The sequence below is a fragment of the Stenotrophomonas sp. Sm6012 genome, assembly GCF_030985895.1.
Taxonomy (GTDB): Bacteria; Pseudomonadota; Gammaproteobacteria; order Xanthomonadales; family Xanthomonadaceae; genus Stenotrophomonas; species Stenotrophomonas forensis.
Genome location: NZ_JAPTFX010000108.1, coordinates 1 through 16,393, shown reverse-complemented (window position 1 = coordinate 16,393; position 16,393 = coordinate 1). Strand labels below are relative to the sequence as shown.

Below are 16,393 nucleotides of genomic sequence, written 5' to 3'. Positions count from 1 at the left end.
AGCGTGGTCTTGCCGTGGTCGACGTGACCGATGGTGCCGACGTTGACGTGCGGCTTGGTGCGCTCGAACTTACCCTTTGCCATTGTTCTATACCTTGATTTTGTAAGTGGTTTTCAGGAGAGGCTGAGCGAGGCTCAGCCCTTCTTCATGACGGCTTCGGCGATGTTGTTCGGCGCCGGCTCGTAGTGGTCGAATTCCATGGTGAAGGTGGCGCGGCCCTGGGTCTGCGAACGCAGCGCAGTGGCGTAGCCGAACATTTCACCCAGCGGGATCATCGCGTTGATGATCGAAGCGGAGCCGTCACCGGTGGTGTCGGAACCCTGCAGCACGCCGCGACGACGGCTGACGTCGCCCATCACGTCACCCTGGTAATCCTCCGGGGTCACGATCTCGACCTTCATGATCGGCTCCAGCAGCACCGGCTTGGCCTTGGCGAAGCCCTGCTTGAAGGCCATCGACGAAGCCAGCTTGAACGCCATTTCCGAGGAGTCGACGTCGTGGTACGAACCGAACACCAGCTTCACCTTGACGTCCACGACCGGGAAGCCAGCCAGCGGGCCGCTGGTGATGGTTTCGCGCAGGCCCTTTTCGACCGACGGAATGAATTCCTTCGGGATCACGCCGCCGGTGATGTCGTTGATGAACAGGAAGTCGTCCTTGATCAGCGGAGCGATCTTGGCATCGGCACGGTCTTCAGCGGTGATCGGCGACAGCTCGATCACGACGTGACCGTACTGACCCTTACCACCGGACTGCTTGGCGTGCTTGTAGTCCGACTTGACGTCAGCCAGGGTGATGGTTTCGCGGTACGCAACCTGCGGCGCGCCGACGTTGGCTTCAACGTTGAACTCGCGCTTCAGGCGGTCGACGATGATGTCCAGGTGCAGCTCGCCCATGCCCGAGATGATGGTCTGGCCGGATTCTTCGTCGGTCTTGACGCGGAACGACGGATCTTCCTGCGCCAGGCGGCCCAGGGCCAGGCCCATCTTTTCCTGGTCCGACTTGGTCTTCGGTTCGACGGCCATCGAGATCACCGGCTCCGGGAACGTCATGCGCTCCAGGATGATCGGCTGGTCGATCGAGCACAGGGTGTCACCGGTGGTGGTGTCCTTCAGGCCCACGGCAGCGGCGATGTCACCGGCCAGAACTTCCTTGATTTCTTCGCGGTTGTTCGAGTGCATCTGCAGGATGCGGCCGATGCGCTCCTTCTTGCCCTTCACCGAGTTCAGGACGGTGTCACCACCGTTCAGGGTGCCCGAGTAGACACGGAAGAAGGTCAGCGCGCCGACGAACGGATCGGTGATGATCTTGAAGGCCAGCGACGAGAACGGAGCCTTGTCGTCGGACTTGCGGGTCATGGCGACGTTTTCATCGTCCACGTCGGTACCGGTCACGTCCGGCACATCGACCGGCGACGGCAGCAGCTGGATCACGCCGTCCAGCATGGCCTGGACGCCCTTGTTCTTGAACGCCGAACCGCAGTACATCGGGACGATTTCGGTGGCCAGGGTGCGGGTACGCAGCGCGTTGATGATTTCAGCCTCGGCCAGCTCTTCACCGCCCAGGTACTTTTCCATCAGCTCTTCGCTGGCTTCAGCCGCGGTTTCGATCATGTAGGTGCGGGCTTCTTCAGCCTTTTCCTGCAGGTCGGCCGGGATTTCGCCGTACTCGAACTTCATGCCCTGCGAGGCTTCATCCCAATGGATGGCCTTCATCTTCAGCAGGTCGACGACGCCCTTGAAGCCGTCTTCGGCGCCGATCGGCAGCTGCATCGGCACGGCGACGGCGCCGAGCTTGGCCTTCAGCTGGTCACGGACCTTGTAGAAGTTGGCACCGGTGCGGTCCATCTTGTTGACGAACGCGATGCGCGGCACCTTGTAGCGGTTGGCCTGGCGCCACACGGTTTCCGACTGCGGCTGCACGCCACCGACGGCACACAGGACGAAGACGGCACCGTCGAGCACGCGCAGCGAGCGCTCCACTTCGATGGTGAAGTCGACGTGCCCGGGGGTGTCGATGATGTTGAAGCGGTGCTCCGGCAGGGACTTGTCCATGCCCTTCCAGAACGCGGTGGTGGCAGCGGACTGGATCGTGATGCCACGCTCCTGCTCCTGCTCCATCCAGTCCATGGTGGCGGCGCCGTCGTGCACTTCACCGATCTTGTGGCTCTTGCCGGTGTAGAACAGGATGCGCTCGGACGTGGTGGTCTTGCCGGCATCGATGTGAGCCATGATGCCGAAGTTACGGTAACGCTCGATGGGAGTGGAACGGGCCACGGGAGCCTCTCAGATTTCTTGGATTTCGGATGGCCGAACGCCGCCTTTCGGCGGCCTTCGGATTGGCGCAGTCCTTCCGGGACCGCGAGGCAGCACGCACCAAAGTGGTGCTGCCCTGCCTGTTTTACAAGGCCGTCAAACTCACCAGCGGTAGTGGGCGAATGCCTTGTTGGCTTCGGCCATGCGGTGGGTTTCTTCGCGCTTCTTGATGGCGCCGCCACGGTTTTCCGAGGCGTCGATCAATTCAGCAGCCAGCTTCTTCGGCATGGTGTTCTCACCACGCTTGCGCGCGGAGTCGATCAGCCAGCGCATGGCCAGGGCCATCTTGCGCGACGAACGCACTTCGACCGGCACCTGGTAGGTGGCACCACCGACGCGGCGCGACTTGACTTCGACCGCCGGAGCGACGTTGTCCAGAGCCTTCTGCACCAGTTCAATGGCGTTGGCGCTGCTGTTCTTCTCGGTGATCACGTCCATGGCGCCATACACGATCTTTTCGGCGACGGACTTCTTGCCGCTCTGCATGACCATGTTGATGAAGCGGGCGATGGTTTCGCTTCCGTGCTTCGGATCGGGCAGGACGGAACGCTGCGGAGTATTACCCTTACGCGACATAGTGGTCTCTCCTTATGCCTTCGGACGCTTGGCGCCGTACTTGGAACGGGCCTGGCGACGCTTGGCAACGCCGGCGGCGTCGAGCGAGCCACGAACGGTGTGGTAACGCACACCCGGCAGGTCCTTGACGCGACCGCCGCGGATCAGGACCACGGAGTGCTCCTGCAGGTTGTGGCCTTCACCACCGATGTAGGAAATCACTTCTTCCTGGTTGGTCAGGCGGACCTTGGCAACCTTGCGCAGAGCCGAGTTCGGCTTCTTCGGAGTGGTGGTGTAGACACGGGTGCAGACGCCACGGCGCTGCGGGCACTTGTCGAGCGCCGGCGAGGCACTCTTGTAGGTGGTCGCTTGCCGCGGCTTGCGGACCAGCTGGTTGATCGTCGCCATCAGTAGGTTCTTCTGATTGGTGGCCGGAAAATCCGACCAGAGATGCGGAAATGTTAAAGCAGGCCGAAATTTTGGCCTGCTGAGACAGACGATTGTAGCAACCTGCCAGGAAAGCAGTCAAACGCCTCCTGTCAAGCCCGTCCCTGATCCCGGGACGTTACTGGGGGGCCTCCATGTACCCCGTTCAGGTTGACAGGGTCGATCGCGGACGATCTCCCCTGCCCTTTCCCAATCCCATCGATGGACCGACGGGGTGGTCCGGCCTTGCGGCCGGACCGGATACCTCATTCTTCGCCCGATGCCTGTTCAGCTTCGGCTTCAACCACCGGCGCCTCGACCGCGGCCGGGGTACCGGCCAGGGTCTGCATTTCCGACTCGGTGAGACCGGAAGCGCCGCGGCGGCGGTTGCTGTGGTACGCCAGGCCGGTACCGGCCGGAATCAGGCGACCGACGATGACGTTTTCCTTCAGGCCACGCAGGTTGTCCGAAGTGCCGCGGACGGCCGCTTCGGTCAGCACGCGGGTGGTTTCCTGGAACGACGCGGCCGAGATGAACGACTCGGTCGCCAGCGATGCCTTGGTGATACCCAGCAGGACCGGATCGAAGTGCGCCGGCAGCTCGTTGCGGGTCGACAGGCGCGCATTCTCCTCGATAACGCGCTGGCGCTCCACCTGCTCGCCGTTCAGGAACTTGCTGCTGCCCTGGTCGGTGATCTCGACCTTGCGCAGCATCTGGCGGGTGATCACCTCGATGTGCTTGTCGTTGATCTTCACGCCCTGCAGGCGGTACACGTCCTGGATTTCCTTCACCAGGTAGGCCGCCAGCGGTTCGACACCCAGCAGACGCAGGATGTCCTGCGGGCTCGGCTCGCCGTCCACGATGGTTTCACCCTTGGTGACATGCTCGCCTTCGAACACGATGACCTGGCGGTACTTCGGGATCAGCTCTTCGTGCTCCGAACCATCGGTGTCCTTGATGATCAGGCGCTGCTTGCCCTTGGTGTCCTTGCCGAAGCTGATGATGCCCGAACGCTCGGCCAGCACCGCCGGATCCTTCGGCTTGCGCGCTTCGAACAGGTCGGCCACGCGCGGCAGACCACCGGTGATGTCGCGGGTCTTCGACGCTTCCTGCGGGATCTTGGCGACGACGTCGCCCACGCCCACCGGGGCGCCGTCCTGCAGGTTGACGATCGAACGCGGCGGCAGCAGGTACTGCGCCGGCAGGTCGGTGCCCGGGATCGACAGGTCGTTGCCCTTGGCGTCGACGATGCGCACGATCGGGCGCAGGTCCTTGGCCTGGGTACCACGACGCTTCGGATCGGTGATTTCGCGCGAAGCGAGGCCGGTCAGCTCGTCGGTCTTCTCGATGACGGTGATGCCGTCGACGAAGTCGATGAAACGGATGAAGCCGGCCACTTCCGACACGATCGGGTGGTTATGCGGATCCCAGTTGGCCACGGTCTGGCCAGCCTTGATCGCATCACCGTCCTTGGACGTGATGGTCGCACCGTACGGCAGCTTGTAACGCTCGCGCTCACGGCCGTGGGCATCGAGCACCGAGATTTCGCCCGAGCGCGACACCGCCACCAGCGAGCCGTTGGCGTGCTCGACCGACTTGAGGTTGCTGAACTTGACCGAGCCGGTGGTCTTGACGGTGATGTTGTCGACCGCAGCAGCTCGCGACGCCGCACCACCGATGTGGAACGTACGCATGGTCAGCTGGGTGCCCGGCTCACCGATGGACTGGGCGGCGATGACGCCGACCGCTTCACCGATGTTGACCAGGTGGCCACGGGCCAGATCGCGGCCGTAGCAGCGACCGCAGACACCGAAGGCCGATTCGCACGAGATCGTCGAACGCACCTTGATGCTCTGCACGCCGGCGTCTTCCAGCTTGGCGACCCAGGCCTCGTCCAGCAGGGTGTTGCGGGTGACGATCGGATCTTCGTCGTTGCCCGGCAGGAACACGTCCTCGGCCACCACGCGACCCAGCACGCGATCCTTCAGCGGCTCGACCACGTCGCCGCCTTCCACGATCGGGGTCATGATCAGGCCTTCGGTGGTACCGCAATCCACCTCGGTGATCACCACGTCCTGCGCGACGTCGACCAGACGACGGGTCAGGTAACCCGAGTTCGCGGTCTTCAGTGCGGTATCGGCCAGACCCTTACGGGCACCGTGGGTGGAGTTGAAGTACTCCTGCACGTTCAGGCCTTCGCGGAAGTTCGCCTTGATGGGCGTCTCGATGATCGAGCCGTCCGGGCGGGCCATCAGGCCACGCATGCCGGCCAGCTGACGGATCTGCGCCTGCGAACCACGCGCACCGGAGTCGGCCATGATGTACAGCGAGTTCATCGACTTCTGGTCGATGGTCTCGCCCTTGGCATTGACCACCTTCTCGGTACCGATGGTGTCCATCATCGCCTTGGCGATGCGCTCGTTGGTGCGCGACCAGATGTCGACCACCTTGTTGTAGCGCTCGCCGGCGGTGACCAGGCCCGACTGGTACTGCTCCTGGATTTCCAGCACTTCGGCTTCAGCCTCGGTGAGGATGCCCTTCTTCTCGTCCGGGATCAGCATGTCGTCGATGCCGATCGACACGCCGGCGCGGGTCGCGTAGGCGAAGCCGGTGTACATCAGCTTGTCGGCGAACACGACCGTGTCCTTCAGACCCAGCTGGCGGTAGCTGGAGTTGATCAGGCGGCTGATGTTCTTCTTGGTCAGCTCGGTGTTGGCCAGCGCGAACGGCAGGCCTTCCGGCAGGATTTCAGCCAGCAGGGCGCGACCGATCGTGGTGTCCACGATCGAGGTCTTGTTCTGCTTCACGCCGTCTTCGTCGGTCACCACCTCGGTGATGCGGACCTTGACGCGCGCGTGCAGTTCCACCACGCGGTTGTCGTAGGCACGCTTGACTTCGGCGATGTTTGCGAAGGCCATGCCCTCGCCCTTCTTGTTTTCCAGCGAGCGGGTCATGTAGTACAGACCCAGCACGACGTCCTGCGACGGCACGATGATCGGCTCGCCGTTGGCCGGCGACAGGATGTTGTTGGTCGACATCATCAGCGCACGCGCTTCCAGCTGGGCTTCCAGCGAGAGCGGCACGTGGACGGCCATCTGGTCACCGTCGAAGTCGGCGTTGAACGCGGTGCAGACCAGCGGGTGCAGCTGGATGGCCTTGCCTTCGATCAGCACCGGCTCGAACGCCTGGATGCCCAGGCGGTGCAGGGTCGGCGCGCGGTTCAGCATCACCGGATGCTCGCGGATGACCTCTTCCAGGATGTCCCAGACTTCGGCTTCTTCGCGCTCGACCAGCTTCTTGGCGGCCTTGATGGTGGTGGCCAGGCCACGGCGCTGCAGCTTGGCGAACACGAACGGCTTGAACAGCTCCAGCGCCATCTTCTTCGGCAGGCCGCACTGGTGCAGGCGCAGGTACGGGCCGACCACGATGACCGAACGGCCCGAGTAGTCGACGCGCTTGCCGAGCAGGTTCTGGCGGAAGCGACCCTGCTTGCCCTTGATCATGTCGGCCAGCGACTTCAGCGGGCGCTTGTTGGTGCCGGTGATGGCACGGCCACGACGGCCGTTGTCCAGCAGCGCATCGACCGATTCCTGCAGCATGCGCTTTTCATTGCGCACGATGATGTCCGGCGCGCTCAGTTCGAGCAGGCGGCGCAGGCGGTTGTTACGGTTGATGACGCGGCGGTACAGGTCGTTCAGGTCGGAGGTCGCGAAGCGGCCGCCGTCCAGCGGAACCAGCGGACGCAGGTCCGGCGGCAGCACCGGCAGCACGGTCATGACCATCCACTCCGGACGGTTGCCCGATTCCAGGAAGGCTTCGATCAGCTTGATGCGCTTGGTCAGTCGCTTGAGCTTGGTTTCCGAACCGGTGGCGGCGATTTCTTCGCGCAGGCGGGTCATTTCCGACTGCAGGTCGATCGTGCGCAGCAGTTCGTACACGGCCTCGGCGCCCATCGCGGCGTCGAAGTCGTCACCGTGCTCCTGGCGGGCCTGCAGGTACTGCTCTTCGGTCAGCAGCTGGCGGCGTTCCAGGGCGGTCAGGCCCGGCTCGGTCACCACGTACGCTTCGAAGTACAGCACGCGCTCGATGTCGCGCAGGGTCATGTCCAGCATCAGGCCGATGCGCGACGGCAGCGACTTCAGGAACCAGATGTGCGCGACCGGCGAGGCCAGGTCGATGTGGCCCATGCGCTCGCGGCGCACCTTGGCCAGGGTCACTTCGGTGCCGCACTTCTCGCAGACCACGCCGCGGTGCTTCATGCGCTTGTACTTGCCGCACAGGCACTCGTAGTCCTTCACCGGGCCGAAGATGGCGGCGCAGAACAGGCCGTCACGTTCCGGCTTGAAGGTACGGTAGTTGATGGTTTCCGGCTTCTTCACTTCGCCGAAGGACCACGAGCGGATCAGGTCCGGCGAGGCCAGCGCGATCTTGATCGCGTCGAAGTCCAGCGTCTGGCGCTGCTGGTTGAAGAGGTTGAGCAGGTCTTTCATGGTGTTCTCCAGAAGGAGGAATGCTGTGTCGATGGGCTTTCAGTTGACTGCCAGCGGCGCGGCGGCGGACCGCCGCGCCGGCATGGATCAGTTGTCTTCCAGTTCCATGTTGATGGCCAGCGAGCGGATTTCCTTCACGAGCACGTTGAAGGATTCCGGCATGCCCGCGACCATCTCGTGCTCACCGTCGACGATGTTCTTGTACATCTGGTTGCGGCCCTGCACGTCATCGGACTTCACCGTCAGCATTTCCTGCAGGGTGTAGGCCGCGCCGTAGGCTTCCAGCGCCCAGACTTCCATTTCACCGAAGCGCTGGCCGCCGAACTGCGCCTTGCCGCCCAGCGGCTGCTGGGTGACGAGCGAGTACGGACCGGTCGAACGGGCGTGCATCTTGTCGTCGACCAGGTGGTTCAGCTTCAGGTAGTGCATGTAACCGACGGTGGTGTGGCGATCGAAGGCTTCACCGGTGCGGCCGTCGTACAGCTGGGTCTGGCCACTGCTCGGCAGGTCGGCCAGTTCCAGCATGCGCTTGATTTCCGCTTCGGTGGCGCCGTCGAAGACCGGGGTGGCCATCGGCACGCCGTCGGTCAGGTTGCGGGCCAGGCGCAGCAGCTCCTCGTCGCTGAACTGCGACAGGTCGACACGGTTGGCCACGTTGGTGTCGTCGTGGTTGTAGATGTCGTCCAGGAACTTGCGCAGGTCGGCAACGGCCGCCTGGGCTTCCATCATCGCCTGGATCTTGCGACCCAGGCCCTTGGCGGCCCAGCCCAGGTGCACTTCCAGGATCTGGCCGATGTTCATACGCGACGGCACGCCCAGCGGGTTCAGCACGATGTCCACGGTTTCGCCCGAGGCCATGTACGGCATGTCCTCGACCGGCACCACGTTGGAGACCACACCCTTGTTGCCGTGGCGGCCTGCCATCTTGTCGCCCGGCTGGATGCGGCGCTTCACGGCCAGGAACACCTTGACCATCTTCAGCACGCCCGGCGCGAGGTCGTCACCGGCGGTGATCTTGCCGCGCTTGTCGGCGAAGCGACGCTCGAATTCCTTCTCGTGCGCCTGGATCTGCTTCTGCGCGCGTTCGATGGCTTCCGAGGCGTCCTCGTCCTTCATGCGCAGCGCGAACCAGTCAGCCTTCTTCAGGCCGTCCAGGAACGCGTCGCTGATGACGTCACCCTTCTTCAGGCCAGCGCCACCGTTGACCACCTTGCCCACGATCTGCGAACGCAGACGCATGTAGATGGCGGCTTCCAGGATGCGGAACTGGTCGTCGAAGTCCTTCTTGACGCGCTTGATTTCAGACTCTTCGATCTGACGGGCGCGCTTGTCCTTCTCGATGCCGTCGCGGGTGAAGACCTGCACGTCGATGACGGTGCCGTCCATGCCCGGCGGAACGCGCAGCGAGCTGTCCTTAACGTCCGAAGCCTTCTCGCCGAAGATCGCGCGCAGCAGCTTCTCTTCCGGGGTCAGCTGGCTTTCGCCCTTCGGGGTGACCTTGCCGACCATGATGTCGCCGGCGCGGACTTCGGCACCGATGTACACCACGCCGCTCTCGTCCAGGCGGTTCAGCGCCTGCTCGGAGACGTTCGGGATGTCGGCGGAGATTTCCTCCGGCCCCAGCTTGGTGTCACGCGCAACGCAGGTCAGCTCTTCGATGTGGATCGTGGTGTAGCGATCCTCTTCCACCACGCGCTCGGAGAGCAGGATGGAGTCTTCGAAGTTGTAGCCGTTCCACGGCATGAACGCGATCAGCATGTTCTGGCCCAGGGCCAGTTCGCCGATGTCGGTGGACGGACCATCGGCCAGCACGTCGCCGCGGGCGATGACGTCACCCACCTGGACCAGCGGACGCTGGTTGATGCAGGTGTTCTGGTTCGAACGGGTGTACTTGACCAGGTTGTAGATGTCCACGCCTGCGTCGGTGGCGCCAACGATCTCTTCCTCGTTGACCTTGACCACGATGCGGGCGGCGTCGATCTGCACGATCTCGCCACCACGGCGGGCGTTCACGGTCACACCGGAGTCACGCGCCACGGCGCGCTCGATGCCGGTACCGACCAGCGGCTTCTGCGCACGCAGGGTCGGCACGGCCTGACGCTGCATGTTGGCGCCCATCAGTGCACGGTTCGCGTCATCGTGCTCCAGGAACGGGACCAGCGCGGCCGCGATCGACACGGTCTGCATCGGCGAGACGTCCATGAAGTGGACTTCCGCCGGCGGCTTCAGCAGCGATTCGCCCTGGAAGCGGCACGGAACGAACTGCTCGGTCAGCACGCTGTCGGCATTGGTCAGCGCGTTGGCCTGCGCAATGACGTACTCGTTCTCTTCGATCGCCGACAGGAACTCGACTTCGTCATAGACCTTGCCGTCCACGACCTTGCGGTACGGGGTCTCGAGGAAACCGTACTGGTTGGTGCGGGCGTACACGGCCAGCGAGTTGATCAGGCCGATGTTCGGGCCTTCCGGCGTTTCGATGGTGCAGACGCGGCCGTAATGGGTCGGGTGCACGTCGCGCACTTCGAAGCCGGCGCGCTCACGGGTCAGGCCGCCCGGGCCCAGGGCCGAGACGCGACGCTTGTGCGTGACTTCCGACAGCGGGTTGTTCTGGTCCATGAACTGCGACAGCTGCGAGGAGCCGAAGAACTCCTTGATGGCAGCGGCGACCGGCTTGGCGTTGATCAGTTCCTGCGGGGTCAGGCCTTCCGACTCGGCCATCGACAGGCGCTCCTTGACCGCGCGCTCGACGCGGACCAGGCCCACGCGGAACACGTTCTCGGCCATTTCGCCGACCGAACGCACGCGACGGTTGCCCAGGTGGTCGATGTCATCGACCACGCCGCGACCGTTGCGGATCTCGGTCAGGACCTTGATCACGTCCAGGATGTCGGAGCTGTCGCCGTGGGCGGCGACCAGGCGCTTGGACTCTTCGTCGTTGCGCTCGCCGTAGTACTTGCGGTCGTACAGCACGGCTTCGCCGGTGGTTTCCTTGCGGCCCACGCGACGGTTGAACTTCATGCGGCCGACCGCGGACAGGTCATAGCGCTCGAAGGTGAAGAACAGGTTGTGGAACAGGTTCTGCGCGGCATCCTTGGTCGGCGGTTCGCCCGGACGCATCATGCGGTAGATCTCGACCAGGGCTTCCAGCTGGGTCTTGGTCGGGTCGATGCGCAGGGTGTTGGACAGGTACGGGCCACGATCCAGGTCGTTCACCCACAGGGTGCCCACGGCATCGACACCGGCCTTGCGGAAGCTCTGCAGCTGCTCGTCGGTGATTTCGTCGTTGGCCTGGGCCAGCAGTTCGCCGGTCGAGGCATCGACCACGTCGTGCGACAGGATGCGGCCGACGATGTAGTCGTCCGGCACGGCCAGGGCGGCAATGCCCGAGGCTTCCAGCTGCTTGATGTGGCGCGCGGTGATGCGCTTGCCGGCTTCCACGATGACCTTGTCGCCGTCGGCGAGGTCGAAGCCCAGGGTTTCGCCACGCAGGCGCTCCGGCACCAGCTCCAGCTGGACGCCTTCATCCGGGTTGATGTGGAAGGTGTTGATCTCGAAGAACTCGGCCAGCATCTCTTCGTTGCTGTAGCCAAGCGCGCGCAGCAGGATCGACACCGGCAGCTTGCGGCGGCGGTCGATACGGGTGAACAGCGCGTCCTTCGGGTCGAACTCGAAGTCCAGCCAGGAACCGCGGTAAGGAATGATGCGGGCGCTGTACAGCAGCTTGCCCGAGCTGTGGGTCTTGCCACGGTCGTGGTCGAAGAACACGCCCGGCGAGCGGTGCAGCTGCGAGACGATGACGCGCTCGGTGCCGTTGACGATGAAGGTGCCGTTCTCGGTCATCAGCGGGATTTCACCCAGATAGACCTCCTGCTCCTTCACGTACTTGATGGCCTTGGTCGACGACTCGCGGTCGTAGATCACCAGGCGCACGGTCACGCGCAGCGGGGCGCCGTAGCTCATGCCGCGCTGGCGGCACTCGCGCTCGTCGAAGACCGGCTCGCCCAGCTTGTAGCCGACGTATTCCAGGGCGGCATTGCCGCTGTAGCTGGCGATCGGGAAGACCGACTTCAGCGCAGCGTGCAGGCCGTGGTCCGTGCGCTTGGCCGGATCGACGTTTTCCTGCAGGAATTCACGATAGGAATCCACCTGGATGGCGAGCAGGAACGGCACTTCGAGGATCGAGCGCTGCTTGCCGAAATCCTTGCGGATACGCTTTTTTTCGGTGAACGAATAGGACGTCATGAGGTCTTCCACCTTGTTGTGCGGGCCGTGCGTCCACGACCCTGAAGGGAACTTGAAATTGTCAGTTGGAAGTCGCTGGTATTGCCGGCACCAGCACGCCTTCTCCCGCTACTTCCAACTGCCAACTCGTCTGCTACCACTCCCCGCTGCCGCGCCGTGCGCTGGCCTGCCGGGGTCTGACCGCAGCCCGTGTTGGGCTTTTTGCCGCAGTTACAACCTGTATTGCATGAAACGACCAAAGGCCGGGGGCTTACGCCCCCAGCCTTGGCTGCATCGCCGTGAATCGATGACGATGCAAAGGAAGTGCTTACTTGACTTCGACAGTCGCGCCAGCAGCTTCCAGGTCCTTCTTCATCTTCTCGGCTTCGTCCTTCGAAGCGTTGTCCTTCAGGACGCCGCCGGCTTCGGCCAGGTCCTTCGCTTCCTTCAGGCCCAGGCCGGTGATGGCGCGGACGGCCTTGATGACTTCGACCTTCTTGTCGCCGGCCGACTTCAGGGTGACGACGAACTCGGTCTGCTCTTCAACAGCAGCGGCCGGGCCAGCGGCAGCAGCCACGGCAACCGGAGCGGCGGCGGAGACGCCGAACTTTTCTTCGATGGCCTTGACCAGCTCCATCACTTCCATCAGGGACTTCTCGGCGATGGCGTCGACGATCTGTTCGTTGGTAAGGGACATGATTAATACCTTTGGATGATTTTCTGGGTTGAGGTTCCGTCAGGAACCACGGTAAGTCGAAACTCAGGCGGTCTCGGCGGCCGGCTCGGCAGCGTCGGCGGCGACATCGCCACCACCCTGCTTCTCGCCAACGGCCTTGATGGCGCGGGCAAACATCGTGACCGGCTCGGTCAGGACGCGGGCCAGCATGGCCAGGGCCTGATCGCGGGTCGGCAGCGAGGCCAGCACGTCGACGTGGCTTGCCGGGAACACTTCGCCACCGATGGCGACGACCTTAGCCTTCAGCTTGTCGTTGCCCTTGGCGGCTTCCTTGATCAGGCGACCGGCAGCGCCGGGCTCCTCGAGCGAGAACGCGTACAGCAGCGGACCAACCATCTGGTCCTGGGCGACTGCGAACTCGGTGCCTTCAACGGCGCGCGAAGCCAGGGTGTTCTTGACAACCTTCAAGAAAACACCGGTTTCACGAGCCTGCTTGCGCATCGCGGTCATCTGGGCGACCGTGGTGCCAGCGTATTCGGCTGCGATCAAGGAGTGGGCCTTGGCGGCGACGTCTGCCAGCTCGGCGACTACTTCTTGCTTCTGGGACAGATTGAGAGCCATTGCACTCCTCCTATTGAACTCCGCTTACGGCTCCTGCCGTGTGCGGTCCTGTGCGGCATCCGTCCTGGACGCCGGGAACATCGGGATGATGTTCCGGGGGGTGGGCCGTTCCAGACCTGGAGGCAATCAGGGAAATCCCAGACATGCGTGAACCAGAAAAACTCCAGAAGGGCACCATCTACGCAGGGTGATTCGGGGGAATCGATTAAGCGCTCATGACTGCTCCGGCGGCGACTCCTTGCCAGATCGAGCTTCCGTGCCCGTCGCCGGTATTGCCACGACCGCGCCTGCGGTCTTTGACGGCTACCGCGGGCGATGCACTGCCAGCGATGCCTTCAAATGTCACGGTCACGGCACCCGGGGCACCGTGACCGCTTCAAACAATTACTTCAGGGTCAGCGACGACTGGTCGACGGTGACGCCCGGGCCCATCGTCGAGCTGACCGAAACCTTCTGCAGGTAGGTGCCCTTCGAGGTGGCCGGCTTGGCCTTGATCAGGTCCAGCAGCAGCGCGGTCAGGTTCGACTTCAGCGCGTCTTCGGCGAAGTCGGCCTTGCCGATGGTGCAGTGGATGATGCCGGCCTTGTCGGTGCGGTAACGGACCTGACCCGACTTGGCGTTCTTCACGGCTTCACCCGGGTTCGGGGAAACGGTGCCGACCTTCGGGTTCGGCATCAGGCCGCGCGGGCCCAGCACGGTGCCCAGCTTACCGACAACGCGCATGGCGTCCGGGGTCGCGATGACGACGTCGTAGTTCAGATCGCCGGCCTGCATCTTCTCGGCCAGGTCATCCATACCGACGGCTTCGGCGCCAGCGGCCAGGGCTTCGTCAGCCTTGGCACCGGCCGGAGCGAACACGGCGACGCGGACCGACTTGCCGGTACCGGCCGGCAGCACGGTGGAGCCACGGACCTGCTGGTCGGACTTCTTCGCATCGACGCCCAGGCGCACGGCAACGTCGATCGACTCGACGAACTTGGCCTTGGTGGCGCTCTTCAGGATGTTGATCGCGTCCTCGAAGGCGTATGCCTTGCCCGGAACGACGGCGGCCTTGATGGCCTTCTCACGCTTGGTCTGTGCCATCTTATTAACCCTCCACCACGAGGCCCATGGAACGGGCAGAGCCAGCGATGGTACGCACGGCGGCGTCCAGGTCGGCGGCAGTCAGATCCGGTTCCTTCGCCTTGGCGATCTCTTCCAGCTGCTTACGGGTGACCTTGCCGACCTTCTCGGTGTTCGGGCGCTTGGAGCCCGACGAGATGCCAGCGGCCTTCTTCAGCAGGGTGGTAGCCGGGGTGCTCTTGGTGATGAAGGTGAACGTACGGTCCGAGTAGGCCGTGATGATCACCGGAACCGGCAGACCCGGCTCGAGCTTCTGCGTGGCAGCGTTGAACGCCTTGCAGAATTCCATGATGTTCAGACCACGCTGACCCAGCGCAGGACCGACCGGCGGCGAGGGGTTGGCCTGACCGGCCTTCACCTGCAGCTTGATGTAACCGACAACTTTCTTTGCCATGTGAGTGCTCTCCGGGTGCTAGCGCCTTTCGACAACAGGCTCCCCATCGGACCGGGAATCACGCGTCCCGGCATCGCGTTTTGAAATCATGCCGAAGGCCACCTTGCGGTGGCCTCGTCCTGCTGGCTTCCCAGCGGGGAGCCGCGCACTATATCAGGTTTTTTCTTCACATGCCTGAAGCGGCACGTAAACGAAAGAAACCGGGCCAAGCCCGGTTTCCATCTGTAGAGTCGAGCTTGCTCGACTGAACGGAAAGTCGAGCAGGCTCGACTCTACATATCAGGTCAGACGGCCTTCTCGACCTGGCCGAACTCGAGCTCGACCGGGGTGGCACGACCGAAGATCAGCACCGAGACGCGCAGACGGCTCTTCTCGTAGTTGACTTCTTCGACGACGCCATTGAAATCGTTGAACGGGCCATCGGTAACGCGGACCATCTGGCCCGGCTCGAACAGCACCTTCGGACGCGGCTTCTCGACACCTTCCTGAACGCGGTTCAGGATGGCTTCGGCCTCGGAATCGGCGATCGGCAACGGACGATCGGCGGTACCGCCGATGAAGCCCATCACGCGCGGGGTTTCCTTGACCAGATGCCAGCTTTCGTTGTCGATGCGCGGAATGCCGGCTTCTTCGTGGGTCTCGATCTGGACCAGCACGTAACCCGGGAAGAACTTGCGCTCGGAACGGCGCTTCTGGCCAGCGCGCATCTCGACCACTTCTTCGGTCGGGACCAGGACGTCGCCGAAGCGCTCTTCCATGCCGTCACGGACGATGCGATCGCGCAGGGCCTGCGCCACCGACTTCTCGAAGCCCGAATAGGCGTGAACGACGTACCAACGCTTCATGCAATTCTCCTTAGCGGCTCAGGAACCACTGAGTCAGTTTCTGGATCAGGAAGTCGAAGCCACCCAGCAGCAGGCTGAGGATGAGCACCACGACGATCACGACCCACGTCATGCGGATGGCTTCCTGGCGCGTCGGCCAGACCACCTTGCGCAGTTCGAAGCGCGACTCGGAGAGGAATTCGCGGGTGTCGCGCCCCTTGCCGGTCAGCATGAACACGCCGATACCGCCAACCAGACCGACCACGACCGCCAACGCACGCAGCTGACCCGCCCACGCACCCAGCTGGGCGGCGCGACCGGAGTCGGCGGAGAACCAGAACCAGACGAACAGACCGGCCAGCACCAGCAGCGATGCGGCGACATACTTGACGATATCTCCACCGTGGGCGGAGTTGTCCTTGGAGTGTTCGATCTTGCTATTCATCCGGCTGTGTCTGCTTTAGCGGCCCAGGCCGCTGGATAAGGTGGGCAGATGGCACGCCAGGAGGGACTCGAACCCCCAACCTGCGGTTTTGGAGACCGCTGCTCTGCCAATTGAGCTACTGGCGTACGTTTAAAACTTGCCTTCCCTTAGACGGCGAAGGCGGACCGAGGTTCCCGGCCCGCCATTCGCGTAACCGGCGGCGCTATGCAACCACCGGTACTGCAGGCTTACTCGATGATCTTCGAGACCACGCCGGCGCCGACGGTACGGCCGCCTTCGCGGATGGCGAAGCGCAGGCCTTCGT

General features: G+C 63.4%; 12 protein-coding genes, 1 tRNA gene and 1 pseudogene. All 14 read right to left on the bottom strand.

The annotated features are described in order from the left end of the window. Positions 1-83: GTP-binding protein (locus O0J73_RS16355; protein ID WP_042615313.1), on the bottom strand; the 83-nt coding region annotated here is incomplete at its 3' end. Positions 84-134: 51 nt separating this feature from the next. Further along, positions 135-2,276, bottom strand: coding sequence for an elongation factor G (gene fusA, locus O0J73_RS16350; protein WP_004154359.1), 2,142 nt, complete (start codon positions 2,274-2,276; stop codon positions 135-137). 141 nt (positions 2,277-2,417) lie between these two features. Further along, a complete protein-coding gene (gene rpsG / locus O0J73_RS16345; protein ID WP_004145321.1) occupies positions 2,418-2,891 on the bottom strand; it encodes a 30S ribosomal protein S7 in 474 nt (157 codons plus the stop codon). Positions 2,892-2,903: 12 nt separating this feature from the next. Next, complete coding sequence (gene rpsL / locus O0J73_RS16340) at positions 2,904-3,278, bottom strand: 30S ribosomal protein S12 (RefSeq protein ID WP_004145320.1); 375 nt, start codon at positions 3,276-3,278, stop codon at positions 2,904-2,906. 284 nt (positions 3,279-3,562) lie between these two features. Next, positions 3,563-7,786 (bottom strand): DNA-directed RNA polymerase subunit beta', encoded by a 4,224-nt coding sequence (rpoC, locus tag O0J73_RS16335; RefSeq protein ID WP_004154358.1) that lies wholly within the window; start codon positions 7,784-7,786, stop codon positions 3,563-3,565. 87 nt (positions 7,787-7,873) lie between these two features. Beyond that, entirely contained in the window at positions 7,874-12,028 is a 4,155-nt protein-coding gene (gene rpoB / locus O0J73_RS16330; protein WP_004154354.1) for a DNA-directed RNA polymerase subunit beta, read from the bottom strand. Positions 12,029-12,335: 307 nt separating this feature from the next. Beyond that, positions 12,336-12,704 (bottom strand): 50S ribosomal protein L7/L12, encoded by a 369-nt coding sequence (gene rplL, locus O0J73_RS16325; protein ID WP_004154353.1) that lies wholly within the window; start codon positions 12,702-12,704, stop codon positions 12,336-12,338. Positions 12,705-12,767: 63 nt separating this feature from the next. Further along, complete coding sequence (gene rplJ / locus O0J73_RS16320; protein ID WP_005408203.1) at positions 12,768-13,304, bottom strand: 50S ribosomal protein L10; 537 nt, start codon at positions 13,302-13,304, stop codon at positions 12,768-12,770. Positions 13,305-13,688: 384 nt separating this feature from the next. Beyond that, positions 13,689-14,387, bottom strand: coding sequence for a 50S ribosomal protein L1 (gene rplA, locus O0J73_RS16315; protein WP_004154350.1), 699 nt, complete (start codon positions 14,385-14,387; stop codon positions 13,689-13,691). 4 nt (positions 14,388-14,391) lie between these two features. After that, positions 14,392-14,820 (bottom strand): 50S ribosomal protein L11, encoded by a 429-nt coding sequence (gene rplK / locus O0J73_RS16310; protein ID WP_004145248.1) that lies wholly within the window; start codon positions 14,818-14,820, stop codon positions 14,392-14,394. Positions 14,821-15,104: 284 nt separating this feature from the next. Continuing rightward, positions 15,105-15,665 (bottom strand): transcription termination/antitermination protein NusG, encoded by a 561-nt coding sequence (gene nusG, locus O0J73_RS16305; protein ID WP_004154362.1) that lies wholly within the window; start codon positions 15,663-15,665, stop codon positions 15,105-15,107. A gap of 10 nt (positions 15,666-15,675) precedes the next feature. Further along, positions 15,676-16,089 (bottom strand): preprotein translocase subunit SecE, encoded by a 414-nt coding sequence (gene secE, locus O0J73_RS16300; RefSeq protein WP_004154361.1) that lies wholly within the window; start codon positions 16,087-16,089, stop codon positions 15,676-15,678. A gap of 49 nt (positions 16,090-16,138) precedes the next feature. After that, positions 16,139-16,214: transfer RNA gene (locus O0J73_RS16295), tRNA-Trp, on the bottom strand. A 102-nt stretch (positions 16,215-16,316) separates the two neighbouring features. Further along, positions 16,317-16,393, bottom strand: a pseudogene (locus O0J73_RS16290) (elongation factor Tu); the annotation flags it as partial.